Annotated in this window: 21 protein-coding genes and 4 tRNA genes; 13 read left to right on the plus strand and 12 right to left on the minus strand. The window is 75.0% G+C overall.

The annotated features are described in order from the left end of the window. Positions 1 to 4: 4 nt before the first annotated feature. The 4 genes from GCU67_RS04305 to GCU67_RS04320 all read right to left on the minus strand — a co-directional run bounded on the left by GCU67_RS04305 (position 5) and on the right by GCU67_RS04320 (position 2,423). Positions 5 to 77, minus strand: a tRNA-Lys gene (locus GCU67_RS04305). 82 nt (positions 78 to 159) lie between these two features. After that, a complete protein-coding gene (locus tag GCU67_RS04310) occupies positions 160 to 876 on the minus strand; it encodes a hypothetical protein (RefSeq protein ID WP_163609854.1) in 717 nt (238 codons plus the stop codon). A gap of 139 nt (positions 877 to 1,015) precedes the next feature. Then, the gene (locus GCU67_RS04315) at positions 1,016 to 1,903 is read right to left on the minus strand and encodes a Rieske (2Fe-2S) protein (protein ID WP_163609855.1); all 888 of its coding nucleotides are present in this window, start codon (positions 1,901 to 1,903) and stop codon (positions 1,016 to 1,018) included. A gap of 37 nt (positions 1,904 to 1,940) precedes the next feature. Then, positions 1,941 to 2,423: a hypothetical protein gene (locus GCU67_RS04320; RefSeq protein ID WP_163609856.1), complete on the minus strand. Its 483-nt coding sequence runs from the start codon at positions 2,421 to 2,423 to the stop codon at positions 1,941 to 1,943. A 193-nt stretch (positions 2,424 to 2,616) separates the two neighbouring features. Here GCU67_RS04320 and GCU67_RS04325 point away from each other — a divergent pair, with 193 nt between their 5' ends. Both GCU67_RS04325 and GCU67_RS04330 read left to right on the plus strand, forming a co-directional pair. Continuing rightward, positions 2,617 to 3,147, plus strand: a complete 531-nt coding sequence (locus GCU67_RS04325) for a GtrA family protein (protein ID WP_163609857.1) — start codon at positions 2,617 to 2,619, stop codon at positions 3,145 to 3,147. Between the two features lie 49 nt (positions 3,148 to 3,196). Continuing rightward, positions 3,197 to 3,526, plus strand: a complete 330-nt coding sequence (locus GCU67_RS04330; RefSeq protein WP_163609858.1) for a hypothetical protein — start codon at positions 3,197 to 3,199, stop codon at positions 3,524 to 3,526. 5 nt (positions 3,527 to 3,531) lie between these two features. Here GCU67_RS04330 and GCU67_RS04335 read toward each other — a convergent pair whose 3' ends face one another. Next, the gene (locus tag GCU67_RS04335) at positions 3,532 to 4,221 is read right to left on the minus strand and encodes an AMIN-like domain-containing (lipo)protein (RefSeq protein ID WP_163609859.1); all 690 of its coding nucleotides are present in this window, start codon (positions 4,219 to 4,221) and stop codon (positions 3,532 to 3,534) included. A 141-nt stretch (positions 4,222 to 4,362) separates the two neighbouring features. Between GCU67_RS04335 and GCU67_RS04340 the strand changes: the two genes are divergently transcribed. The 5 genes from GCU67_RS04340 (at position 4,363) to GCU67_RS04360 (ending at position 7,052) form a co-directional block, all read left to right on the plus strand. Beyond that, positions 4,363 to 4,435: transfer RNA gene (locus GCU67_RS04340), tRNA-Glu, on the plus strand. A 39-nt stretch (positions 4,436 to 4,474) separates the two neighbouring features. Then, a tRNA-Asp gene (locus tag GCU67_RS04345) sits at positions 4,475 to 4,551 on the plus strand. Positions 4,552 to 4,584: 33 nt separating this feature from the next. After that, positions 4,585 to 4,658: transfer RNA gene (locus tag GCU67_RS04350), tRNA-Phe, on the plus strand. A gap of 155 nt (positions 4,659 to 4,813) precedes the next feature. Continuing rightward, positions 4,814 to 5,557 (plus strand): response regulator transcription factor, encoded by a 744-nt coding sequence (locus GCU67_RS04355; RefSeq protein ID WP_163609860.1) that lies wholly within the window; start codon positions 4,814 to 4,816, stop codon positions 5,555 to 5,557. A 16-nt stretch (positions 5,558 to 5,573) separates the two neighbouring features. After that, on the plus strand, positions 5,574 to 7,052 hold the full coding sequence (locus GCU67_RS04360; protein ID WP_163609861.1) for an ATP-binding protein: 1,479 nt from the start codon (positions 5,574 to 5,576) through the stop codon (positions 7,050 to 7,052). Positions 7,053 to 7,054: 2 nt separating this feature from the next. Here GCU67_RS04360 and GCU67_RS04365 read toward each other — a convergent pair whose 3' ends face one another. Continuing rightward, positions 7,055 to 8,098 carry a glycosyltransferase gene (locus tag GCU67_RS04365; RefSeq protein ID WP_163609862.1) on the minus strand — a complete coding sequence of 348 codons (1,044 nt, stop codon included), beginning with the start codon at positions 8,096 to 8,098 and terminating at the stop codon, positions 7,055 to 7,057. A 313-nt stretch (positions 8,099 to 8,411) separates the two neighbouring features. On the opposite strand from GCU67_RS04365, the gene GCU67_RS04370 reads away from it, so the two are divergent. The 3 genes from GCU67_RS04370 to GCU67_RS04380 are packed head-to-tail and all read left to right on the plus strand — an operon-like array spanning position 8,412 to position 9,948. Then, on the plus strand, positions 8,412 to 8,621 hold the full coding sequence (locus GCU67_RS04370) for a hypothetical protein (RefSeq protein WP_163609863.1): 210 nt from the start codon (positions 8,412 to 8,414) through the stop codon (positions 8,619 to 8,621). Between the two features lie 32 nt (positions 8,622 to 8,653). After that, positions 8,654 to 9,274, plus strand: a complete 621-nt coding sequence (locus GCU67_RS04375; protein ID WP_163609864.1) for a hypothetical protein — start codon at positions 8,654 to 8,656, stop codon at positions 9,272 to 9,274. Beyond that, entirely contained in the window at positions 9,274 to 9,948 is a 675-nt protein-coding gene (locus GCU67_RS04380) for a hypothetical protein (RefSeq protein WP_163609865.1), read from the plus strand. Before GCU67_RS04375 ends, GCU67_RS04380 begins: the two co-directional genes overlap by 1 nt. 7 nt (positions 9,949 to 9,955) lie before the next feature. Here GCU67_RS04380 and GCU67_RS04385 read toward each other — a convergent pair whose 3' ends face one another. After that, the gene (locus GCU67_RS04385; protein ID WP_163609866.1) at positions 9,956 to 10,822 is read right to left on the minus strand and encodes an MBL fold metallo-hydrolase; all 867 of its coding nucleotides are present in this window, start codon (positions 10,820 to 10,822) and stop codon (positions 9,956 to 9,958) included. A 64-nt stretch (positions 10,823 to 10,886) separates the two neighbouring features. On the opposite strand from GCU67_RS04385, the gene GCU67_RS04390 reads away from it, so the two are divergent. Continuing rightward, positions 10,887 to 11,411, plus strand: a complete 525-nt coding sequence (locus tag GCU67_RS04390) for a hypothetical protein (protein ID WP_163609867.1) — start codon at positions 10,887 to 10,889, stop codon at positions 11,409 to 11,411. Between the two features lie 40 nt (positions 11,412 to 11,451). Here GCU67_RS04390 and GCU67_RS04395 read toward each other — a convergent pair whose 3' ends face one another. From GCU67_RS04395 to GCU67_RS04410, 4 genes are all read right to left on the minus strand, one after another. Further along, positions 11,452 to 12,843 (minus strand): peptidoglycan DD-metalloendopeptidase family protein, encoded by a 1,392-nt coding sequence (locus GCU67_RS04395; RefSeq protein WP_163609868.1) that lies wholly within the window; start codon positions 12,841 to 12,843, stop codon positions 11,452 to 11,454. A gap of 123 nt (positions 12,844 to 12,966) precedes the next feature. Further along, positions 12,967 to 13,779, minus strand: a complete 813-nt coding sequence (locus GCU67_RS04400; RefSeq protein ID WP_163609869.1) for an ATP-binding cassette domain-containing protein — start codon at positions 13,777 to 13,779, stop codon at positions 12,967 to 12,969. After that, positions 13,776 to 14,813 carry an ABC transporter permease subunit gene (locus tag GCU67_RS04405; RefSeq protein WP_163609870.1) on the minus strand — a complete coding sequence of 346 codons (1,038 nt, stop codon included), beginning with the start codon at positions 14,811 to 14,813 and terminating at the stop codon, positions 13,776 to 13,778. The genes GCU67_RS04400 and GCU67_RS04405 overlap by 4 nt, the downstream gene beginning before the upstream one ends. Before the next feature lie 20 nt (positions 14,814 to 14,833). After that, positions 14,834 to 15,832 carry a sugar ABC transporter substrate-binding protein gene (locus GCU67_RS04410; RefSeq protein ID WP_163609871.1) on the minus strand — a complete coding sequence of 333 codons (999 nt, stop codon included), beginning with the start codon at positions 15,830 to 15,832 and terminating at the stop codon, positions 14,834 to 14,836. A gap of 270 nt (positions 15,833 to 16,102) precedes the next feature. On the opposite strand from GCU67_RS04410, the gene GCU67_RS04415 reads away from it, so the two are divergent. Continuing rightward, positions 16,103 to 17,158, plus strand: a complete 1,056-nt coding sequence (locus GCU67_RS04415; RefSeq protein WP_163610334.1) for a Glu/Leu/Phe/Val family dehydrogenase — start codon at positions 16,103 to 16,105, stop codon at positions 17,156 to 17,158. A gap of 201 nt (positions 17,159 to 17,359) precedes the next feature. Beyond that, positions 17,360 to 17,578 (plus strand): DUF3073 domain-containing protein, encoded by a 219-nt coding sequence (locus GCU67_RS04420; protein WP_163609872.1) that lies wholly within the window; start codon positions 17,360 to 17,362, stop codon positions 17,576 to 17,578. Between the two features lie 185 nt (positions 17,579 to 17,763). On the opposite strand, the gene purM is transcribed toward GCU67_RS04420, so the two are convergent. Next, on the minus strand, positions 17,764 to 18,837 hold the full coding sequence (gene purM / locus GCU67_RS04425) for a phosphoribosylformylglycinamidine cyclo-ligase (protein ID WP_163609873.1): 1,074 nt from the start codon (positions 18,835 to 18,837) through the stop codon (positions 17,764 to 17,766). Positions 18,838 to 18,840: the final 3 nt, after the last annotated feature.

Consider the following 18,840-nt stretch of genomic DNA (forward strand, 5'->3'; position numbering starts at 1 on the left):
ACGGTGGGCCCCGTGGGGATCGAACCCACAACCCGCGGATTAAAAGTCCGCTGCTCTGCCAGTTGAGCTAGAGGCCCGGCCCGCTCAGTGTCCCAGAGGCACCGCAGGGCGATCAGCAGGACGACGACCGCGGTGGGCACCGGGCTGAGGCCGACGCGGTCAGGCTGCGCAGACCCGGCCGAGCAGGTCTTGCAGCAGCCCTCGCTGCGCGTCGTCCAGTGGCAACGTGACCGCGACCGGCGTCCCCTCCGCCACCGACACGAGCAGCGGGAAGAGGAACGGCTGCTTGGTCTCGGCCAGCGCGTGCGGCTCGCAGGTCGCGGGCCGGAAGGTGACCGGCAGCCGGAGCTCACCGTCCTCCAGCGTCGCGGGCAGGGCGGTCGACAGCAGGGGCTCCAGTACCACGCTGCGCTGCAGCGCGGTCACGGCCACCGGCTCGGACCCGGCCGCGCGGGTGAGCACCACCTCGCCGGTGACCGCGTCGTCCGTGGCCACCAGCCCCTGCAGGGACACCGGGGCCGCCGAGGTGACCGCCTCGACGGCGCACTGCTCGGCGTGCACGTCGGTCAGCACCGGCCCGGCCAGCGGCACCCGCACCTCCTCCGCCAGCCCGCCGTCCCGGGTGATGGTCAGCAGGGCGGCGACCGGGTCGGGAGATGCCGAGCAGACGACGGCCCCGAAGCGGGCGGTGAGGTCGTACCTGCGCCCGGGCGCGAACTCCTGCGACAGCTCCCGGGCCGGCAGGACGGCGAACCCCGGGGAGTCCAGCTGCACCGACGTGACGGTGAACGGCGCCGTCCCGGTGTTGGTCAGCCGCACCTGGAAGCTGTCGCCGAGCGCCACGTCGCTGCGGTGCCGGAACGACTCGGCGGCCATGCCGGGGACCTCCGGCACAGCCGCCGGCACGGCCGCGGGCGCTGGCCGGTCGTCCGCGCCCGCGCACCCGGCGAGCAGCAGAGCGACCGCCACCCACCCCGCGCCGCCTCGCACGGTCCGCAGCGTAGGGGCGGTCAGCTCACTTCGGGGTGTGCCGGTTCGGCAGTCGCCCGAACACCCGGCCGGCCTCGAACTTGACCTCGAGCTTCTCCTGCGCCGACGCCGTCGGGCCGCGCCGCGGCTCGCCGTTGTCGAGGGAGAAGGCCGAGCCGTGCCACGGGCAGACCAGGCAGTCCGACCCGCGCACGTTCTCCACCGTGCCGTCGGAGAGCGGACCGCCGACGTGCGCGCAGGCGTCGATGAACGCGTCGACGGTCAGCCCGCGACGGACGACGACCAGCGCGACCGGCGTCCCCTGGCCCTCGCCGGTGCGCCGCGTGGGGCGACCCTCGGGCAGGTCGTCGAGCGGGCCCAGGTCGATCCAGTCGGTGGTGAGCTGGCGCGCCTCGACGACGGCGTGGTTCGCCCCGGAGGACTGCGCGTAGGACATGTGCCCGCCGACCGCCGCCGAGCCGCTGGCGACCAGCAGGCCGCTGTAGGACAGCACCCGGCCCAGCGTCCCGTTGCCCTTGCCCCGGGCCACCAGTGACCCGACGTACAGGCCGAGGGCGGCCACGTTGCTCACCGCGTGCAGGCCACCGAGCCGCCGCACCGCGTCGTCCTGCTCCGACCAGTCGGCCGCACCGGCGAGTGCCGCGGGCACGCTCCCGGCCACCCCGGCACCGATCATGGCGGTCGCGGCCGGGCGGGTGGCCGGCACCAGGTCGAGCAGGCCGGCCGACAGCCAGGTCCCCACGGGCACCATGGCCAGGATCGGGTGCAGCGGGTGGCCCAGCCACGTGCCGTGCAGCACGTCCTTGAACGCCTTGGGTCGCAGCACCTTGTTCACCGCCGTCCGCGCCGCCTCCAGCTGCTTGTCGAACGAGGGCACCTCGGAGAGGCGGTCCAGCACACCGAACAGGCTCATGCGCGCTCCCTTACCCGCTGCCGGTGCCCGGAACCGGTCAGGACGCCGCGGTCCAGTCCGTGCCCTCGGCGAGCAGTGCGATCGCGGCGGCACCGATCGCGTCGACGTCGGTGGCCACCAGCTCCACCAGCTCGAGCAGGCCGACGTCCGCCGGGCGGGTGCACAGGAGCCCGGCGAGCCGGTCGGCGGCCGCAGCGAGCCGCTCCCGCCCGGGCAGCACGGCCTCGTCGGGGTCGCACCGGACGCCCGGCCAGGCCAGCCCGGCCTCCGCGCACAGCACGGGCAGCCGGCGCAGCAGCGCGGCGGCCGTGGCAGCGGTCCGCCACGCGGCACCCTCGACCAGTGGCGGCGGGCAGCCGAGGGCCGCCTCGGCCCAGCGGAGCAGCCCCAGCACCTCCGACCACAGCACGTCGGACACGACGTCGTCGGCCGGGCCGCCCTCCGGGGACCGGTGGGCGCGCACGAGCACACCTCCCACTGCCGGGTCGTAGAGCCACGGTCGCCGGGGGCTGCTGGTCATGCCCCGACCCTGCCGGGCCCACCCGGCAACTCCCTGCCCGTCACCTGTGATCTCGTCGTGACCACGCTGCGTGAGCGAGGTCACCGTGTGTGCGCGGGGCACACCGGGAATGCACAGGTCGCTCGCGGTATTGCTGCCGGAGCATGGCCCTGTCGGCCACGCTGGTGCCCTGAACGTCGATCGAGGAGAACCCGTGACCTGCCCGTCCCTGCTCCGCCGCCCTGTAGTGGGCAGCGGAGCACGCGAGGGCCGGGACGACGTCCCCACGGCGTTCGAGCACGGCCGGCAGCTGCTCGCCCCCCTGCGGGTGCGCCTGCACCAGGACGACGCCCGCGCTCAGTTCGTCCGCTTCGTCGTCGTCGGCGGGGTCTCCAGCGCCCTCTACGCCGTCATGTTCATCGCCCTCGGCGGGCTGGGCGACCAGACCGCCAACCTGGTCGGCGCGATCGTCTCCACGCTGGTGGCCAACGAGATGCACCGGCGGCTGACCTTCCACGCCGGACAGCAGGTCTCCTGGGTCACCGCGCAGTGGGAGGGCGGCGGGCTGGCCGTCATCGGCCTGGTCGCGACGTCGCTGGCGCTGGCTGGGGTGCACGCCCTGATCGGCGACGTCGGCACGGTCGCCCAGCTCTGCCTGATCGCCGCGGTCACCGGTGCGATCGGCCTGGTGCGGTTCGTCGCGCTGCGCAGCTGGGTCTTCACCAGCAGTGCCTCGCGTCCCTGACCCCGGCGACCTCCCCCGCCGTCGGCCGCTGCGCCCCTACGCTGCCGACATGTCGACACCGCACCGGTACGCCACCCGGCCCCTCGCGGGCGCTGCCGCGGGCCTGTTCCTCCTGCTGCCGCTGACCGCCTGCAGCTCGGAGAACGTCTCCTGCTCAGGCTCGCAGTGCACCGCGACGCTGAGCGGGTCCGGCGCCGAGGCCAGCTTCTTCGGCACCGACCTGGCGTTCGCCGGGACGCAGGACGGCCGGGCCACCGTCTCCGTCGGCGGGGTGAGCTACTCCTGCGGGCAGGGCGAGAGCATCACGGCCGGCCCGCTGTCGCTGACCTGCACCACGGTCACCGACGACTCGCTGCAGATCACCGCCGCCCTGAGCTGAGCCGCTCAGCCGGCGTCGACCACCTCGACGACCACGCGGGACGGTCCGGTCAGGGAGTAGACACGGAACGGCGCGGTCGCGTCGGTGCCGATCCAGGCCACCGCCGTCCCCTCGAACGTCGCGTCGTAGACGACGCCGGCGACGTGCTCGGTCCCGGAGACGGGCACGGCGCCGCGCGGCACCTCCTCCGCGCCGGTCTCGTAGGGGTAGCTCACCCCCTGCAGCGTCACCTGGAGCGCCGCCGCGCCCGGGACGTCGACGGGGTCCCCGCTGCCCTGGGCGACCGGGCCGTCGACGTACTCGACGCGCCAGCCCGGCGTCCCGCTGCCGGCCAGCTCGAACACCACCCGGTCGTGGCCCTCCTGCCGGGCGGCCCGGACGGCGGTGACGGTCAGCCCCGCGGGGTGCACGGCCTCGGCGATGTCGGGCGAGGTGTCGGCGGGCCGGTCGTCGGCGGGCGCGGTGCCGGACGCTGCGGTGCCGGACGGCGTGCTGCTGGCCGTCGCCGAAGAGGACGGCGCCGGCTTGCTGCTGGCGGTCGCCGACGCCGTCGGCTGGCCGTCGGCGGTCGACGGCGCGCCGGCCGAGCTCGCCGCGTCGACGGTGCCGGTCGCGCCACCGCACCCGGCGAGCAGCGCGACGGCCACGACGACACCGGCGGCGCGCGCCGGTCGGGAGGACGGGTAAGCGGTCACGGGCCGATGCTGGCACGCGGTGGGCCACCCCCGGGGCCGCCGCGCGGAGCGCGCGACACCTCTCCGGCGGCACGTCCCGGAGGGGGTGCACGAGCAGTCCGGACCCTCATGTATGGTTCTCACTGCCTCCAGCGAGCACGAGCCCTCATCGTCTAGTGGTCCAGGACGCCGCCCTTTCAAGGCGGTAGCACGGGTTCGAACCCCGTTGGGGGCACGCGGCACACAGCTACACGCACCACGAGATCCACAGCATGGCCCTGTAGCGCAGTTGGTTAGCGCGCCGCCCTGTCACGGCGGAGGTCGCGGGTTCGAGTCCCGTCAGGGTCGCCATCCGGTGTCCGACTCACGTCGGTGCGCCGGGAGGGGCAGGTAGCTCAGTCGGTACGAGCGCTCGCCTGAAAAGTGAGAGGTCGGCGGTTCGACCCCGCCCCTGCCCACCCGAACAGCACGACGACGGGGCGCCACGCGATCAGCGTGGCGCCCCGTTCTCGTCCTGGGTGCGGACTCCCGATCCGCCGGGTCCGACGGGTGACCCAGGTACTTCCTGTGCAGCACCCAGGGAGTTCGCAGGATCACGGGCCAGGGTCGGGGCATGACCACGACCACCTCGTCCGCCTCCAGCTCCCGGACCCAGTTGACCCGGCCCGACGGCAGCGCCCTGCGGGTGCTCGTCGTCGACGACGAGCCCTCGATCTGCGAGCTGCTGTCGATGGCGTTGCGGTACGAGGGCTGGGACGTGCGCACGGCGGCCGACGGCGCCGAGGCGGTGCGCACCGCCCGCGACTTCCGCCCCGACGCCGTCGTCCTCGATGTCATGCTCCCGGACATGGACGGCCTCGAGGTGCTGCGCCGGCTGCGCGCGGACACCCCGCTGGTGCCGGTGGTCTTCCTGACCGCCAAGGACGCCCTCGAGGACCGGATCGCCGGGCTCACCGCCGGTGGCGACGACTACGTGACCAAGCCGTTCAGCCTGGAGGAGGTCGCCGCCCGGCTGCGCGGGCTGCTGCGCCGCACCAGCCGGGCCGTCTCCGACGACGGACTGCTCGTCGTGGGCGACCTGACCCTGGACGAGGAGAGCCACGAGGTCACCCGGGGAGGTGCCGACATCCGGCTCACCGCCACCGAGTTCGAGCTGCTCCGCTACCTGATGCGCAACCCCAAGCGGGTGCTGTCCAAGGCGCAGATCCTGGACCGGGTGTGGCAGTACGACTTCGGCGGCCAGGGCAACATCGTCGAGCTCTACATCTCCTACCTGCGGCGCAAGATCGACGCCGGCCGCACGCCGATGATCCACACGCTCCGCGGCGCCGGGTACGTGATCAAGCCCGCCGCATGACGTCTGCACACCCGCGGTGAGCCGCGGCACCACCCGGTCACGCCGCTCGCTGCGGACCCGGCTGCTGATCGCCTCCGTCGTCCCGCTGGTGGTGGTGCTCGCCCTGGTCGGGGTCGTGTCGGTCGCCGCGCTGCGGCACCAGCTCACCGCCCAGGTCGACACCCGGCTGGAGGCGGCCACCGACCGCTCCCGCGACTACTCCGCCGGCCCGGGGCCGGGGTCCCCGCGACCCCAGGACCAGGACGACGACGGCCGGGGTCCGGCGTTCCTGGGTGCCCGCGGGCAGGGCGAAGGAACGCTGGGCGCGACGGTCACCGACGGGGTGTGCACCTCAGCCGGGGTGCTGGGTGCCCGCGGACAGCTGATCAGGCTCAGCGACGCCCAGCAGGCCGTGCTGGCCAGGCTGCCCGCCGACCAGGACCCGGTCACCGTCGACCTGGGCGGCGACCTGGGCAGCTACCGCCTGGTCGCCGCCCCCTCCCCCGCCGGCGACGTGCTGGTGACCGGGCTGCCGCTGCGCGGCACCACCGACGCCGTCCGCAACCTGGTCCTGGTCGAGGTGCTCGCCGGGCTGCTGGCCCTGCTGGCGGCTGCCGGGGCCGCGGTGGTGGTCGTCCGCCGCACGCTGCAGCCGCTGGACCGGGTCGCGGCCACCGCCACCCGGGTGTCGGAGCTGCCGCTGGCCAGCGGGGAGGTGGAGCTCGCCGAGCGGGTGCCACCCGAGGACACCGACCCGCGCACCGAGGTCGGCCAGGTCGGTACCGCGCTGAACCGGATGCTGGACCACGTGGAGGGCTCGCTGGCCGCCCGCCAGGCGTCCGAGACCCGGGTCCGGCAGTTCGTCGCCGACGCCAGCCACGAGCTGCGCACACCGCTGGCCTCGATCCGCGGCTACGCCGAGCTGGTCCGCCGCACCGGCGGCGAGGTCCCCGCCGACGTCGGCCGGGCGATGAGCCGGGTCGAGTCCGAGGCGCTGCGGATGCAGGAGCTGGTCGAGGAGCTGCTGCTGCTGGCCCGTCTCGACGCCGGGCGCGAGCTGACCCGCGAGGAGGTCGACCTGACCGCGCTGGTGGTCGACACCGTCAGCGACGCGCACGCCGCCGGGCCCGGGCACCACTGGCAGGTCGAGCTGCCCGACACCCCGGTCGTCGTGCCCGGTGACCCGGCCCGGCTGCACCAGGTGCTGGCCAACCTGCTGGCCAACGTCCGCAACCACACCCCGGAGGGGACGACGGCGACCGTGCGGCTGCGCGCCGAGGACGGTGCGGCGGTGCTGCAGGTCCGCGACGACGGGCCGGGGGTGCCGCCCGCGCTGCGGGCGCACGTGTTCGAGCGGTTCGCCCGCGGCGACGCCTCCCGGTCCCGCACGGCCGGGAGCACCGGGCTGGGCCTGGCGATCGTCGATGCGGTGGTGACCGCGCACGGCGGCCGGGTGGAGCTGGACAGCGAGCCGGGCCGCACGGTCTTCACCGTCCGCCTGCCCGCGGGCGGCTGACGTCAGGCCGGCACCTGGTCGGCCGCCACCTGCTCGTAGACCTGGGCGTGCAGCCGCCGCACCGCCGCCCGCTGCTCGGACCGCCAGGCGTGGTCGACCCGCCCGGGCGCCGGGCGGGTCAGCGCCGCCACCACCGCAGAGGTGAGCGAGGCGCCGTCCAGCCCCGCCCGCGGGTCGTTGCCGTACAGCACCACGTCGGACCACTGCTGGCCCTGCCAGCCACCGGCGGGGACGACCGCACGCGTGCCCGCGTCGCGGCACAGCTCGACCCAGTCCGAGTGCGACCCGCCCCACCACGGCAGCACCGAGACGTGCAGCTCCTGCAGGTGCCGCACCCAGCCGGCCGGCCCGGCCTCCCAGCTGCGGGCCACCTCCAGCTGGCCGCCCTCGGCCAGCTCCAGCAGCTCGGGCAGCCGGGCCGCCAGGTCGACGTCGGGGTGGACGTCGACACGCAGCCGGCCGCCCCCGGACACCGCGCCGGACAGCGTCGCGCGGACCAGCCCCAGCGGGTCGTGCACCTGCGGACCGAGCCGGCCCAGGTGCAGCCCGACCAGCCGGGTCTCCCGGCCGACACCCGGCGTGGGCGGGGCCAGCGACGGGTGGGCGACGACGATCGCCGTGCGCCCGAAGCGGTCGGCGATCTCGTCGGCGGCGCCCGGGGTCAGGGTGAGCACCACCTCGGCGGTGGCCAGCAGCGCCCGCAGGTGGTTGCGGTGCCGGGCGGGCAGCAGCGTGCCCTCGGCGCTCTCCCGCGGGAGGAGGTCGTGCACGGTCACCACGAGCGGGACGCCGCTGCGCCGGACGGCCGCCGTCCAGGCCTCCATCTCCGGCACCGTCAGGTGGTCGAACCCGCCGTGCAGGTGCAGCACGTCGACGTCGGCGGCGTGGGCCAGCAGGTGGTCGGCGTCCAACCAGGGGCTCGGCGAGGCCTCCGGGCCGACCCGGACGACGCCGGCGGGCAGCACGGCGTCGAGGTACGGGGTCGCGAACGGGACGGTCGCGACCCGGACGGGTCGCGGCCTGCGCGCCTCGGGCACTGCGCTCACGCGGTCGTACGCCTCCTGCGGTCGAGCACTGCGACGGCAGGAGCGGTGCTCTCGATGAACGGTGCACATGGTTGTGCCACACCGATCCTCTACCCGGCGCATCCGGGGCCGAACCGGGACGTGGCCCCGACCACCCGTCCGGGTGGCGCCGACCGCCGGCCTGGTCGATCCGGGGGCTCGCCGACCGGCGCGTGGAGTCGCCATGTCGACCGCCGTCAAGTGGCGCATGTCCCCGCAAGACGGGCCCGGCTTCGGTGACTTCTGCCCCGCGTCACGGGGGACGGAGGCCGCTCCCCCGCACTAGCGTCGCGACATGCTCTCGACGCTCGTGGTCCTCGCCGGTGTGCTCGTCGGGCTGCTCGTGCTGCTCACCCTGATCGTGCACCTGTCCGCCCGGCCCGCGACCCGAGGGCACACGACCGGCGTCCGGACGGCGCCCTGGGTGGCCGACTCCGGGCAGCCGCACCCGGACACCTGGTCACCGATGTCGACCACCAGCACCCAGCGCCGCGTCGTCCGCTGAGCCCCGCGGGCGGCCCCGCTAGGCTCGCGCCGATGACCAGCGACGCGCCTGCGCTGCAGGTCTACCCGATCGGGCAGCTCATCGGCGTGCGCGCGGTCGTCGACCAGTTCGACGTCCGGGTCGGCGCCGGCCTGCACAGCCTCACCGCGGCCGACTTCGGCGTGTGGGCGATGGCCCACGGCCCGGCCGACCACGTGCCCCGCCCCTGGACGCCGGCGGCGCTGGCCGAGCAGGCCGCGGCGGTCGGGCTGGCCGGCTTCCCCGAGCGGCTGGCCCGGCTCGAGGCCGACGGCCTGGTCGCGCTCGCCGCCCCCGGCACACCGTCGGCCCGCGAGCTCGCCGAACGGGTGCGGATGGTGCCGCTGGTCGTCGGGCTCGGCAACAGCGCCCAGGCGCCGGACGTCTACTCGGTGGGCCTGCCCGGCCGGCCACTGGCCGTGCTGTCGGCGGCTGCCTACGACCTCTTCGAGTGGGCGCACATGGAGACCAGCCTGTGGCAGGCCTGCGAGGGCGCGGCCGAGACCGCCGCCCGGGTGGGCATCTCCGACGCCCAGTCGACCGACCCCGAGGAACTGCTGAGCTCGCTGCTGGGCGACCTGCACCGGCTGCTGACGCCCAACGCCGTCTGCCTGGACACCTGGGCGGTCGGCTGATGCCCGCGCCGTACGACGAGCCGCTGGTCCTCCCGCTGGGCCACCCGATGGGCCCCTTTCACGCCTCCCGCGGCGAGGCGCCCAGCTACTGGGTGGTGCGGCTGGGCTGGGACAGCCCGCTGCTGCACGACCGGGCCACCGCCGACGTGTGGGCGCTGGCGCACGGCCTCCCCGACCGGGTGCACGACACCCCGTGGACCCGCTCGGCCGTCCGGGCGGCCGCCGCCGAGGCCGGCCTCCCCGACCTCGACGAGCGGCTGGACGGCCTGGTCGCCCGCGGTCTGGTCGCCGAGGTCACCCCGGGCACGGACGTGGCCGAGCAGTTCGCCCGCACCCACCGGGTGCAGTCGCTGCTGCTCGGCCTGGGCGCCCAGCCCGACTCGCCCGGGGTCGACGGCATCGGCCTGCTGGGCCGCCCGCCGCTGGCCCGGGTGCGGCCGGACACCTACGAGTTCTGGCAGTGGGCGCACCTGTGGCCCACGCTGTTCGACGCGGCCGCGGGCCTGGCCGAGATGGCTGCGCAGGCGCCGGGTGCCACCGCCGAGGAGACCGACCCGGCCACGGTGCTGGACCGGGTGTTCCGGCAGCTGCACACCCTGCTGTCGGGCAACGCCGTCTACCTGGACCGCTCGCTCGCCGTCGCCGACGCCGCCCGCACCTCCGCCGGCGGCTGAGCGGCGCTCAGGCCAGCTCGGCCCGGTCGCCGTCCACCCGCACGTGCCCCTCGGCGACCAGCTTGTCCAGCGTCGCCCGGGTCGACTGCGCCGCCGCCGGCAGGACGGCGGGGACGACGTCGGGGTACACGGCCGCGACCAGCTCGGGCACGGTGCGCGGGGCCACGGCCAGCAGAGCCAGCAACTGCGCCTCCCGGTGCGCCCGGTGGTCGACGAGGTGGCGCAGCACGGCCGAGGGGTCCAGGGTCAGCTCCGGGCCGTGCCCGCAGTACAGCGCGGCGGGACCGAGGTCGTGCAGCCGGCGCAGGGAGTCCAGGTAGGCCAGCACGTCGCCCTCCGGGTGGCTGACCACCGAGGTGCCGCGGCCGAGCACCGCGTCCCCGACCAGCACCGTCCCGGAGGCCAGCCGGAAGGCCAGGTGGTCCGCGGTGTGGCCGGGCGTGGGGACGACGTCCAGCGTCGTCCCGGCCAGGCGCAGGCGCTCGCCGGGCGCCAGCAGACGTCCACCGGGCCCGGTCACGGCGGGTGAGGCCGCGGCGACCGGGGCGCCGAAGTGCCGGCCCCAGGGACGGGCTGCGGCGGCGTGGTCGCCGTGGTGGTGGGTGACCAGCACCGCGACCACCCGGGCGTCGCGCGCGGCGAGCGCCGCCTCGACCGCGGCCAGGTGCGCCGGATCGTCGGGACCGGGGTCCACCACGACAGCCTGCCCCGACCCCGGCTCGCCGACCAGGTGGGTGTTGGTGCCGTCCAGCGTCATCGGCGAGGCGTTGGGCGCCAGCACCCGGGTGACCAGGGGCTCCGGGTCGGCGACCCGCGCCATCGTCCCCGGAGCCGGCAGGCCCCAGGTGCTCCGCGGGTCCACCGGCGCGCTCACGGACGGCACGGTAGCCCCGTCGTGGGCGCACCCGCCGTCCACCCGGCCACGTAGCGTCGACCTCATGCGCGCACCTGCGACCCTGCTCAAGGCCGGCCTGACCGCCACGGCCGCCCTCGTCCTGCTGACCGCCTGCGGTGGATCGGAGGACGAGGCCACCGACGCCGCGGCCGCCTCCGCCCCGACCTCCAGCTCGGCCGCGTCGTCGAGCCCGGCGGCTACCGGCTCCAGCGCCACCGCCTCCGGCGGGTCCGACGACCCGGCGGTGCAGGCCTTCTGCGACCAGGCTGGACAGGCGCTGACCCAGGTCAGCCAGAGCCTGGCGTCCCCCGACGCCGCCCAGGTCGCCCCGGCCCTGGAGAAGGCGGTCACCGACCTCGAGGCCGTCCAGGTCCCGGCGGAGATCAGCGGCGACTGGGACGCCGCCAAGGAGCTGTTCGCCGGCCTGCGGGACGCCGTGAGCGGCGTCGACCTGAACACCCAGGAGGGCCAGGCGGCCGTGCAGGCCGAGGCGACCCGCCTGCAGGCGGAGACCGGCGAGGCCCAGGCCCGGCTCGACGCCTGGACCAAGGAGAACTGCGCGGCCTGAGGCCGTCGACCCGGGCGGCCCACGGGGCGCCCGGGTCGCCTCAGCAGCCGCGGATCGTGATCCCCCGCGCCCGCAGCCACGGCACCGGGTCGACCTGACCGCCGTACATCAGGCCGTTCGGGTGCACCTCGAAGTGCACGTGCGGCCCCGTCGACTGGCCGCGGTTGCCCACCTCGGCGATGCGCTCACCGGCGCGCACCCGTTCCCCGTCGGCCACGAAATAGCGGTTGATGTGCCCGTAGACGGTGATCGCGCCATCGTCGCCGCGGATGTAGACCGCCAGCCCGAAACCGGTGGCCGGCCCGGCCCGCTCGACCACACCGGTCGCGGCGGCGTAGATGGGCGTGCCGATGGGTGCGGCGATGTCGACCCCGTAGTGCGTGACGCCCCAGCGGGCGCCGTAACAGCTGCTGGTGCGCCCGACCGCCGGGCGGACGTAGCCCGACCCGCCGTCGTCCTGTCCGGCCCCGCTGTCGGTGCTGGTGTCCGCGGCGTCCTCCTCGGTGGAGGCGTCCGCCGCCGCGGCCGCCCGCGCCCGCCGGTCGTCCTCCTCGGCCTGCGCGCGGATCCGCGCCTCCTCCTCCTGCCGGGCCTTCTCCTCGGCGGCCTTCTGCGCCTGCCAGGCCTGGAAGGCGTTGCGGGCGCCCTGCAGCTCCAGCAGCGCGACCTCGGCGTCCTGCAGCTGCTGGTCCAGCTGCGCCTTCTGCTCGGCGGCCTGCGTCAGCGCGGTCTGCTGGGCGGCCAGCTGCTGGTCGGCGGCCGCCTTGGCGGCCTCGGCCGCGGCCTCCGCGGCGGCCTTGTCGTCCCGGGCGTCCTGCGCGGCGGCGTCCGCGGCGGCCTGCTGCACGCGCGCGTCCTCGAGCATCCCCAGGACGTCGACCTGGTGGTCGCCGACGTAGTCGAGGATCGCCGCCTTCTGGATCAGCTCGGTCGGGCCGTCGGCGTCGAGCAGGGCCATCTCGCTGGTGAGCTCGGATCCGTTCTTGTAGGTGTCCCGGGAGAAGTCGGCGATCCGGGTCTGCGACGCGGTCACGGCCTCCGCTGCGACCTGCAGGTCGCGGGCGGTCTGCTGGGCGGCGGCCTCGGCCAGCTGCCGGGCCTCCTCCGCCGCCAGGTAGGCGGTGCCGGCGGCCTCCGCCTGGAACTGCACCTGCTCCAGCCGCGCCTCGGCGTCGGCCACCAGCCCGGTGATCCGGGCGACCTCCGCGGTGGCAGCGGCCTGGGCCGCCGCCGCGCCCTCCAGCTGCTCGTCGGAGGGGTTGACCGGGTCAGCCCACGCGGTGCCCCCGCCGGCGCCCAGCACGGCGGTCACCGCGAGCGCAGCGGCCAGCCCGCCGCACGCCGTCCGGGCCAGCCACCGGGACGCACGCGGCAGCCGGCCGGGGGCCGGGCACGGGGGTGCCGGGGACGGACGCAGCACGAGCCGCGGCATGGTCGCTCCTGGGGACGGGGATCCTGCAGACGAGCTCCTGCAGGGGGACTCCCCCGAGGGTCGCACCGACCCCATCCGTCCCCAAGGCAACACGCGGCGCAGTCGTCACATGACTCACCGCAGTCAAGATCGCGGTTCGCGCCCCAGCTCCTCGGCCAGCTGGGTGAGCTCGTCGCCGCCGGCCATCATCGTGGTCAGCTCCTCGCGGCTGACCTCGCCCTTCGCGAAGTCACCCAGGCTGCGCCCGCGGTTGAGCAGCAGGAAGCGGTCGCCCACCGGGTGCGCGTGATGCGGGTTGTGGGTGATGAAGACGACGCCGAGGCCCTGGTCGCGCGCTTGGGCTATGTAGCGCAGCACGACCCCCGCCTGCTTGACCCCCAGTGCCGAGGTCGGCTCGTCGAGGATCAGCACCCGGGCCCCGAAGTGCACGGCCCGGGCGATCGCCACCGACTGGCGCTCACCACCGGACAGCGTGCCCACCGGCTGGTCGACGTCGCGCACGTCGATGCCCATCGCGGCCAGCTCACGCCGGGTGACGTCCTTGGCCGTCGCGCTGTCGAACCGGCGGAACGGGCCCCAGCCGGTGGTCGGCTCCGACCCGAGGAAGAAGTTCCGCCAGATCGCCATCAGCGGGATCATCGCCAGGTCCTGGTAGACCGTCGCGATCCCGGCGTCCAGCGCCTCCCGGGGGGCGCTGAAGCGCACCGGGGCGCCGTCGAGCAGCAGCTCGCCGCGGGTCGGCCGGTGCACGCCGGACAGCACCTTGATCAGCGTGGACTTGCCCGCGCCGTTGTCGCCCAGCACGCAGGTGACCTGACCGGCCCGCACGGTGGTAGAGATGCCGTCCAGGGCGATGACCGAGCCGAAGTCCTTGCCGATGTCACGCAGCTCGAGCAGCGGCGCGCCGGTGGCTGCGGTGTTCGCGGCGGTGCTCATCGGCGGGCCGCCTCTGCGTAGCGGCGGACGGCACGGTTGCTCAGCACGGCCAGCAGCAGCATCGCGCCCAGGAAGAAGTAGAACCAGTCGGCGTCCCAGCGCAGGTAGACGATCCCCTGCTGGGTCATGCCGAACACCAGCGCCCCGAGCGCGGCACCGATCGCCGAGCCGAAGCCACCGGTGAGCAGGCAGCCGCCGATGACCGCCGCGACGATGTAGATCAGCTCCTGGCCGGTGCCGGTGTTGGCCTGCACCGAGGTGAGCCGGACGGCGGTGATGGAGCCGACCAGCCAGGCCGCGGCGGCCGTGGTCATGAACAGGGTGATCGTCGTGCGCGCGGCGGGCACGCCGACGTTGCGGCTGGCGACCTCGTCACCGCCGGTGGCGAAGACCCAGTTGCCGAACCGGGTGCGCAAGAGCACGTAGGTGGCCACCGCCGTGGCCAGCAGCCACCACACGACGGCGATGCGGAACTGCTGCCCGAACACGCTGAACGTCGACGCCAGCACCAGCTCGGCCGAGTGGTAGCCCGGCGCCTCGGCGATGCCGCGCACCTGCACCGTGCCGGTGAACAGCTTCGTCAGCCCCAGGTTCAGGCCCTGCAGCATGAGGAAGGTCGCCAGCGTGATGATGAAGCTGGGCAGCCCCGTGCGGGTCACCAGCCAGCCGTTGAGGGCGCCGATGGCCAGCGCCAGCACCCCGGCCACGGCGATGGCCACCCAGATGTTCTGGCCGAACCGGACGGCGACGATCCCGACGGTCAGCGCGGTCGTGCCGGTCAGCACGCCCGCCGACAGGTCGAAGTGCCCGCCGATCATCAGCAGGGCGACCGCGACCGCCATGATGCCCAGCGTCGAGGCGACGTCCAGCCAGTTGGCGATCCCGCTCAGCGACCGGAAGACCTGGCTCTGCGCGGAGAAGAACGCCAGGATGACGACCGCCCCGATCAGCGACCCGAGCTCGGGCTTGACCAGCAGTCGGCGCCACAGGCCGACCGCCGCGACCCGCTCGTCGGCCCGCGCCGGGCGGCCCACCGGCGCCTCGCGGGTGGCGCTCAGCGGGTGCCCGCCGAGGCCAGGTCGGCGATCGTGTCGACGTTCTCGGCGTCGACGATCCCCGGGCCGGTGAGCACCGCCCGGCCGCCGCCGACGGTGTTGAGGTTCTCCGCGTAGAGCTTGAGCATCACGATCGGCAGGTAGCCCTGCTCGTACTGCTGCTGGTCGACGGCGAAGGAGACCGTGCCGGCCTGGATCGCGGCGATGACGTCGCCGTTGAGGTCGAAGGTGGCGATCTCGGCGGTGGACCCGGCGTCGGAGGCGGCCGAGGCGGCGATCGGGGCGACGGCGGAGTTCAGCGTCAGGACGGCGTCGATCGAGGGGTCGGCCTGCAGCTGCGAGGTGATCGTCGACTGCGCGCCCTGCAGGTCGTTGATGTCGACCTGGAGCAGCCGGACGTCGGTGCCCAGGCCCTGCGAGGCGCCGTCGCAGCGCTGCTCGAGGCCGATGTTGCCCGCCTCGTGGACGACGCAGAGGACGTTCTTGCGCCCCTCGGCGGCCAGCCGCTGCCCGGCGCCCTGACCGGCGATCGTCTCGTCCTGGCCGACGTGGCCGATCGCGCCGAACTCGACGGACCGGTCGGCGCCGGAGTTGATCGTGACCACGGGGATGCCGGCGGTGCGCGCCGCGGCCAGCGAGTCCTCCAGCGCGTCGGGGTTGGCCATCGAGACCACGATCCCGTCCACGTCCTCGTTGACCGCGGCCTCGATGAGCTGGGACTGCCGCTGCGGGTCGCCGTCGCTCTGGTAGTCGACTCCGACGCCGAGGTCGTCACCGGCCTTCAGCGCGCCCTTCTGCACCACGTCCCAGAAGGCGTCCCCGGCCGAGCCGTGGGTGACGACGGCGAACTGCAGGTCGCCGTCCGCGGCGCCGCCGCCCCCGCCGCTCGGGGCTGCTGCGGTGGTCTCGCTCTCGCCGCCGGAGTTCTCGGTGGAGCAGCCCAGGAGCACCAGGGGTGTCGCGAGGGTGAGTGCCAGCAGCCGCTTGCGTCGAGCCATGATGTGCCTGTCCTCCTGTGTGGCGGCGCAACGCTGCCCCGCTGGTGCCCTCCCGCGACGACCCCGACCAGGGCCACGACGGGGGAAGTGTGCGGCACCGGCGTGCGCCGACGCCTGTCGTCAGCCCCTGATCATGCCCGGCGCGCCGCGCGATCGTGGCACGGACTCCCCGACCCGACCAGCGCGTCGCCACCGGACACCCCGCCGCCGCCCTCCTGCGGGCACACCAGGGACCTCGAACGCGCCACCTACGCTGGCCGGGTGGACGTGATGGGCTCAGGGCACGAACAGGTCGTCTTCTGCTCCGACCCGGGGTCGGGGCTGCGCGCGGTGATCGCGATCTACTCCACCGCGCTCGGGCCGGCGCTGGGCGGGACGCGCTTCTTCCCCTACGCCTCCGAGGAGGCGGCGGTGACCGACGCGCTGGCCCTGTCGAGGGCGATGGCCTACAAGAACAGCCTCGCCGGGCTCGACCTGGGCGGGGGCAAGGGCGTCATCATCGGCGACCCGCGCACCGACAAGACCGAGGCGCTGCTGCGCGCCTACGGCCGGTTCGTGGAGAGCCTGGGCGGGCGCTACCTCACCGCCTGCGACGTGGGCACCTACAACGCCGACCTGGACGTCGTGGCCCGGGAGACCCGGTTCGCGCACGGCCGGTCGGAGGCCTTCGGCGGGTGCGGCGACTCCTCGGTGCTCACCGCCGCCGGGGTCTTCCAGGGCATGCGGGCCGCGGCACTGCACCACTGGGGCTCCTCGTCGCTGGCCGGCCGCACCGTCGCCGTGGCCGGCGTGGGCAAGGTCGGCTCGCACCTGGTCGACCTGGTCGTGGCCGACGGCGCGTCCGCAGTGGTGACCGACGTCGACCGGGCCGCCGTCGACCGCGTGCTGGCCCGCCACCCCGGCGTGACCGCCGTCGCCGACACCGCGGCCCTGGTGCGCACCCCGCACGACGTCTACGCCCCCTGCGCGCTCGGTGGCGCCCTGGACGACGAGACCGTCGCCGTCCTGCCGGCCCAGATCGTCTGTGGCGGGGCGAACAACCAGCTGCCGCACGCGGGGAGCGCCGAGCTGCTGCGGGAGCGCGGGGTCCTCTACGCACCCGACTACCTGGTGAACGCCGGTGGGGTGATCCAGGTCGAGGACGAGCGGCACGGGTTCTCCTTCGCCCGCGCCGAGGCGCGGACGGCGACGATCTTCGACATCGCCCGGCACGTCTTCGCCACCGCCGACGCCGAGGGCGTCTCCCCCGCGGTGGCCGCCGACCGGCTGGCCGAGGAACGGATGCGCTCGGTGGGCCGGCTCGCGACCATCCGACTCCCCCACTAGGCACCTCGAGGCCCGTCGTTCGTGAGACGACGGTCACGGAACACCCCCTGCAGAGGGGGCTCGGGGGAGGGGACGCGTGCCCGTGACCGATCCGTGTCGTAAGCTGCCCCCAGGACACAGTCACTCAGTCGGGGTCGCCACACGGGCCGTCCAGCCCAGTGCTGGACGACGACCCGCACTCCGTCACGAGGGGGTCGAGCCATGGGGCGCGGCCGAGCGAAGGCCAAGCAGACACGCGTGGCCCGTGAGCTCAAGTACAGCTCACCCAACACCGATCTGACGGCACTCCAGCGCGAACTCGCTGGACAGCCGTCGTCGTTCCCGACCCGTGCGCCGAAGGACGACGACGACGAGGACGAGCCCCCGGCCACCTGGCTGGGGGACGACGAGGACGACGACTGGGCTGCCACCGGTCGTTGACCCCGAGGTCGACACACGTCCCACCGCGACACCGCTGCCCCTCCCGGGTGCAGCGGTGTTCTCGCGTGCTCACCGCCGGCTCCGGCCGGTCACGTCGAGGAGCCCCGACACCACTGGTGCCGGGGCTCCTCGGCATGCCCGGCCTCAGGCCCCGCAGACACGGGGCGAGGCGAGGGGGTCCTCCGTCAGCGGTAGGAGCCGACCAGCCGGGCCGAGGCGGCACCGTCGGACGCCGACAGCGTGCCGGCGACCCAGGCGGGCACCCCACGGTCGGCCAGCAGGGCCAGGGCCGCGTCGGCCTGGTCCGGCGCGACCGCAGCGACCATGCCCACCCCGCAGTTGAAGGCCCGCTCGGACTCCGCGCGGGGCACGCCGTGGGACTCCATCAGCGAGACGGCGGCCGGCAGTGCCCAGGTGCTGCGGTCGAGCACGGCCTCCAGCCCGTCGGGCACCACGCGCACGGTGTTGCCGGCCAGCCCGCCGCCGGTGATGTGGGCGAAGGCGTGCACGCCCGACACGCCGAGCTCGGCGACCAGGGCCAAGCAGTCCAGGGCGTAGATCCGGGTGGGCTCGAGCAGGACGTCGCCCAGCGGGCGGTCCAGTCCGGCCGGCGTCCCGGTGAGGTCCAGTCCCGCGCGGTCGACGACCCGGCGCACCAGCGAGTAGCCGTTGGAGTGGAACCCGGAGGAGGCCATCGCGATCACGACGTCGCCGTCCCGGACCCGCTCGGGCCCCAGCACGGAGTCCTCCTCCACGACGCCCACGGCCGTCGCGGCCAGGTCGTAGTCGTCGGCGCCCATCAGGTCGCCGTGCTCGGCGGTCTCCCCGCCCACCAGGGCCGCACCGGCCAGGGTGCAGCCGGTGGCGATGCCGGTGACGATCGCGGCGATCCGCTCGGGGACCACCCGCCCGCAGGCCACGTAGTCCTGCAGGAACAGCGGCTCGGCACCGCAGGCCACCAGGTCGTCGACGACCATCGCGACCAGGTCGATGCCGACCGTGTCGTGCCGGTCCAACGCCCGGGCCAGGGCGATCTTGGTGCCGACGCCGTCTGTCGAGGAGGCCAGCAGCGGGCTGCGGTACCTCGCGACGTCCAGCCGGAAGAGGCCGGCGAAGCCGCCGAGCCCGCCGACGACCTCGGGGCGGTTGGTGCGCTCGACCGCCGACCGCATGAGGGTCACCGCGCGCTCGCCGGCGTCGATGTCGACCCCGGAGGCGGCGTAGGTGAACTCGCCGGACCGGTCCTGCTGCGTGCTCACGTC

It is taken from the genome of Modestobacter muralis, from assembly GCF_010682105.1.
Lineage (GTDB): Bacteria > Actinomycetota > Actinomycetes > Mycobacteriales > Geodermatophilaceae > Modestobacter > Modestobacter muralis.